Raw genomic sequence first — 5,216 nt, 5'->3', positions numbered from 1 at the left:
TACAAGGTCCTCCAGCTACTGGAGGATTTAAACATCCACTTATACTAGCTCCTTGTATTTCATCGTGTAACATAATAGGAACATTATTATATTTTATTCTTTTAGCCTTTTTTGCTTTTAAATTGACTCTACCTCCATGTAAACATAATAAAGTATTATCTTCTAAGATAGGATGCAAACAAGAAGTATCAGGACTTATATTAATATCTTCTATTCTAGGAATAGTTATCTTTCTTTTTCTAGCCATGAAAAGCCTTGTGAGATTTGAGAATGTTTTCTAATTGCTCATCTTTAGCATAAAGAAATTTTTCTTCTAAGGAGCAATCAAAGTTTAAAGGAAAAGGTTTTAAGGTATTTTTACTTAAAAATTTTTCCCAAAGCATAGAATTTTCCTCTGAAGACAAATTCCAAAAATCATCTTTATTGTTATAAACATAATCTTGATAATCTATAAAATTTACAAAATTAATATTTGTATCTTTTTGTTTAGAGAGTAAACCTTGTATATTTTCTTCTTCGACTTTTTTTGGGATTTTGTTGTAATTGATAAGATAATGATTAAGTCTATCTTCATTTAACTCTTGATTATCAAGTTCTTTTAAAAACTCTTTAGAATAGTAATTTAAAAAATAATTATTCGCATATTTTTCTATATGTTTTTTAAAACTTCTTTTATAAATAAGTGTATTTTGGGTGGCAGGATAAGATTTAAAAGCATTATCTTTAGAATTTAATATATAGTTATAACCCGAAAAAAAATAAGAAAAATCCATAAAAGCATAATCAGCGCTGATGCCTTTACAAAGATCTAAAAACATATTTTGAAGTTCTAAAATAATTTTTTCATTTTTGCTTAAATTTAATTCTTTTTCTAGTTGCTCTTGATTTTTTGGGATAAAAGTATGACTGATTCTATGATTATAATTATCAACTAGATATTTTAAGCTTTCATCGCTGAAATTAAAAGTTAAATTAAGCGAAGAGTTAAAATAAACATCATATTTATTGAAATAGGGTGCTAAGTTGTCTTTATCTATAAAAGCATTGATTTGATTTTGAGAAAAATTTTCACCACTTTCATTCCAAAAAGGAAAATTAGGAGAAAGATTTTTAAGTGCTCCTATTTCGCTTAAATCATTTTCTTGATAATATCTATGTAAAATATATTTGCTTTTATCTAAACATAGCCTATCGTAAATTTGGAGATAATTTGAAGGTAGAAAATCGCACCATTCATCATTTCCATGTAAATTTATGCCTTCAAATTTATCGATACTAAAATAAGCTTTAAGTTTCTGCATGGCTTTTAAAGTATCATTTAAATGTTTGTTATAAAAACTACCTTTATTAGCTTGTTTAAATTCAAACCAATCTTGAGAATTTAAACGATTCCCTTTTAAACTCCAAGCATCAAGATATTTTTCATCGCTAAAGGTTTTTGTAGAAAAAAGGTAAAAACTTACTTGATTAGCGCTTATATTTTGTTTCATTTTAATTCCTGAAGGTGTTTGAGGTGTTTTTATTGCTATTTTTAAAAACCTTTTTCAAATTCTTGTGAAATAAATTTTTATTTTTCACTATTTTCCTTTTTGTTGCCTAAACTATGAATTTTTTCACACCATTTATTAAAATGTCGGCATTTTAATCTTATATTATCTATGCCTATTTCTTTAGCGATTCTTCCACCGTGCAAGATTTTATTATAGCTTGGAAAAGATAAAATCTTTTTTAATCTATTTGAAGGACTTGTTTCTTTACTATTATTAATAAATTCTGGATTATCGAATTCTTTGACAATGTCTTCTAGTTTATAAATAAGTTTTTTATTCCATTCAGCATCTGCTTTAATTATTTTTGTAATATCACTAAAAAGCAAACTTTCAAATTCATGTGGCTGTATATAGCTAAAAAAATTATTTGTATCACATTTTTGTTTAATTGCTTCATCAAAATCTTTTTGTATTTTTTCAACGTGTTCATATATATTTTTATTACATTGTTTTTCTTTTAAAAATCTATTATCCAATCCATAGTAATCAAACATTGTTGTCATAAAAGCTTGTGAATCTTGTTTTAATTTTTTAACGATAAAATCAACAACCCTATCATACGCAAGTCCTCCACCTTTATGTCCTTTAGATGTAGGTATTATAAGTGGAGTAAGATAAACATTAGAGTTATAAAAATACGATCCTAAAATTTCATTTATAAATTTTTCCTCACTTTGTCCTTCGCAAATCACATAACATCTTGTAATCATTATTTTGGTCTCCCGCCTATAAGATTACTTGCCCAAATTTCTCCAAGTGTATAGTCTTCAAGCCAAGCTTCTAATTTTTCATCATCCATTCTTGTAAAAGTAGATTCATCGTTTTCTTTATCTACTACTATAATATCTTGCGCTTCAAAATGGTTTATCAGTTCTACAGATTGAGAAGAAATAATGAGTTGCTTTTCTTTAGCCACTCTCTTAATAATTTCACTTAAAACCTTTAATGCATAAGGATGTAGTCCCAATTCCGGTTCATCAATAATAATCGTTCCCGACATCAACTCAAAAGGCTGAAGCAATAAAGTAGCTAAACATATAAATCTTAAAGTCCCATCAGAAAGCATATGGGATTTAAAAGGAGTATCAGGATTATTTTTATGATACCATTCTAATTGTATATTTTCATTAGTTCTAAAAATAAATCCTCCAAAGAAAGGAGCGATATCTTGTATAGTCGTTAAAATTTGTTCATAGTGATTATTGTGATTATCATGAAGCATCTTAAGATAAGCTGCTATATTTTGTGCGTCTTCTTTAAATATAAGATTGTCATTTGCATCACACATTCCCTTCATCTTGGCTGTATCGCTTGTATCATGAAAATGATAAAGTTTCCATTTTTTGATTTCATTTAGAACATGTTGTGCTACTTTTTTAGAATAACTTCGTTCTATTATATCTGAAAGATTACTTTCTAGTTGATTACTTCCTATAGGTTCTTTATAGTCTTTATAGTCTCCATCAAAGAAAATATATTCATTTAATATCATAAGCTTATTTTCACTCGTTGGAACAAAGGTAGCATAATAACCATTTTTGCCAAAAGCAAATTCAAGATATATATTTTCAGTCTTTTTTCTGCCAAAATGTAAAAAATTATCAGGTCCTTTATCTTGTGTAAAAAATTGCAAATTTTTATTAAATAAAGCATTAAGCATTTTAAATACTGAAATAAAATTACTTTTGCCCGAACCATTTGCACCTATTAAAATATTTAATTTTTTAAGCTCAAATTTGGATAAATCTTTTATGGATTTATAGCCTTTTATTGTTATTTTATCTAACATCTTTATCCTTTTGCAATTCCAGAATTTTTTTGCAATTCTTGGTTTTGGTTAAAAATTTCTTCTAATTTTTCTTCATAATTTAAGTCAAATCTTTTTATTACTATTTTATTGGGTGCTACACCTTTGATATGATGTAAATACATTTCTTTAAATACTGTTTTTATACTTCTGTGTAAATGTTTATGATAGATAAAGCCATTTCTTGAACCTTGATCTCCAGCTTCTTCTGAAAAATTTCTCAAACGAGAAGTGCCAACATCTGATACTTTATACCAATTTTTATCTTTTGACCTTAAAACCTCTTTTACTGTATTTTTTTTCTTTGCCTTTGTCTCTTCATCAAATTCCTTCACCTTGTCTTTATTTTTTATTAATGCTTCATGTTCTTGAAGAGTCAATGCGCTTCCTGAAAGATTTTCTGTTAATTGTGTATAGTTATTGCATATGAAAAAATAATCAAGTTCATATTCTCTAGCAAGTTTTAATTCAAAGCTGATTTGTTCTGTCAAGCTTTGAACTTGGACATTTTTAACCTCTACCAAACTAGGAATATCATTGATGATCACTAAAAAATCAGGTATGGTGTGATTAAAACTATGAAGATTGAAATTAGCATCAATTTTTCTTTGATTGCTCAAATGGCGTGTAGATCTTTTTTTAAAAAGTAAAGAGGTGATGTATTCTCCCGCATCTCCTATAACACTGGGTGTGATTTTTTTATTCTTATTTTGTTTAAGATCTTTTTTTATTTTTTCACATTTTTTAATTTCTTTATTTTGTTTGTCTATCAAGCTTTCTTTAGTGTCTTCAGAAATTTCTGATGGCTCAAGTTTTTTTAACATTTTAAGTTTTAACTTGGCAGTTTTTATAAGATCTTCTATTTGTTTTTCTTTTCCACCATAAGCAGCAAAGGTTGTTTTGTTATTAAGCATTTCTTTAAATTCTTCAGGTGTTTGAAACTTAAAATCATCTGGATTATTTATTTGAGCTATTTTTCTTTGAAAAGTAAGAGTTTTTTGCTTACAATTTGCTAATTCTAAAATCACAAAGCTACTATTTAAAATAGGAACAGGATCAAATTCAAAATCTTTATTATCATCTTCAGGAAGTAATCTAGGTATAAGACACCATTGAGACTTATTATAAAATTTTTTTAAAGTTTCTTTTTTTATTTTTGCAACACCATTTTCTATAGGAAATTTTTCTATGTAATCATGTTTTTTTATGTAATTATCTTTTTTTGTATAAACATCATAAAATATATCATATTCATAATTTTTTCTTACAAATTTTCCAACAGGAGTAGCCTTATTGTCCAACTTATCAAATTCTTTATTAATATCTTCGCTGGTGTTGAGTCCAAGCTGTGCGATTTTCTCTTCTTTTTCTTGGTTGATTTTTTTTAGATATTTTTGGGAGTTATCTTTGTTAAATTGCAGGATTTCTTCTTGTGAATTTTGATCGTTTTGAATTTTTTCTACCTCTAAATGCTCTTTCACAGGTGCATAAAAGGCAATATAACCACCGATAATATCTACACTTTCAAATTCTTTAATGTAAAATTTAACATCATGAAATTCTATTTCATCGTTAATTTTCAAGAAAAAATCCTCCTTTTTATTATTTTTTTATCTTTCTTCTTTCTTCATACATTTTAATTTGTTCTGGTTCCTCTAAACTCGTATCAATATTGTATTCTTTAACCAATTGTTCCCAAGTCTTAGCACCTGCTTTTTTTAAGATTGTTTTATTTTTATTTATCCCAAAAGAAATAGCCTTATCTAATGGAGTAGCAGGTTTAAAATAATTGATTTTATCATCTTTAATTTCATTGATAGTGCAATTAGCAGCATTGACATCAGCTCCATATTTGATCA

The 5,216-nt window shown here is 26.7% G+C and carries 5 protein-coding genes and 1 pseudogene; all 6 read right to left on the bottom strand.

Annotation, left to right across the window (positions count from 1 at the left end; genetic code table 11):
• Nucleotides 1-247, bottom strand: a pseudogene (locus AJN69_RS00930) (hypothetical protein); the annotation flags it as partial.
• Complete coding sequence (locus AJN69_RS00925; protein WP_044779668.1) at nt 240-1,490, bottom strand: hypothetical protein; 1,251 nt, start codon at nt 1,488-1,490, stop codon at nt 240-242. The gene AJN69_RS00925 and the pseudogene AJN69_RS00930, both read right to left, overlap by 8 nt.
• Before the next feature lie 77 nt (nt 1,491-1,567).
• Complete coding sequence (locus AJN69_RS00920; protein WP_053872819.1) at nt 1,568-2,260, bottom strand: DUF4276 family protein; 693 nt, start codon at nt 2,258-2,260, stop codon at nt 1,568-1,570.
• Nucleotides 2,260-3,339, bottom strand: coding sequence for an AAA family ATPase (locus AJN69_RS00915; RefSeq protein WP_053872818.1), 1,080 nt, complete (start codon nt 3,337-3,339; stop codon nt 2,260-2,262). The genes AJN69_RS00920 and AJN69_RS00915 overlap by 1 nt, the downstream gene beginning before the upstream one ends.
• Before the next feature lie 2 nt (nt 3,340-3,341).
• Nucleotides 3,342-4,940: a putative toxin gene (locus AJN69_RS00910; RefSeq protein ID WP_070287825.1), complete on the bottom strand. Its 1,599-nt coding sequence runs from the start codon at nt 4,938-4,940 to the stop codon at nt 3,342-3,344.
• Nucleotides 4,941-4,959: 19 nt separating this feature from the next.
• Nucleotides 4,960-5,216 (bottom strand): hypothetical protein (locus AJN69_RS09970; protein WP_186820490.1); only part of this gene is annotated, 257 nt, incomplete at its 5' end.

The sequence above is a fragment of the Campylobacter sp. BCW_4338 genome (assembly GCF_001763255.1).
In the GTDB taxonomy this organism is placed as follows: domain Bacteria; phylum Campylobacterota; class Campylobacteria; order Campylobacterales; family Campylobacteraceae; genus Campylobacter_D; species Campylobacter_D jejuni.
This window is presented reverse-complemented; position numbering and strand designations above follow the sequence as displayed.

Coding starts and splice junctions, on each gene's coding strand:
- AJN69_RS00915 (WP_053872818.1), bottom strand. CDS start 3,339: ATGTTAGATAAAATAACAATAAAAGGCTATAAATCCATAAAAGATTTA.
- AJN69_RS00925 (WP_044779668.1), bottom strand. CDS start 1,490: ATGAAACAAAATATAAGCGCTAATCAAGTAAGTTTTTACCTTTTTTCT.
- AJN69_RS00920 (WP_053872819.1), bottom strand. CDS start 2,260: ATGATTACAAGATGTTATGTGATTTGCGAAGGACAAAGTGAGGAAAAA.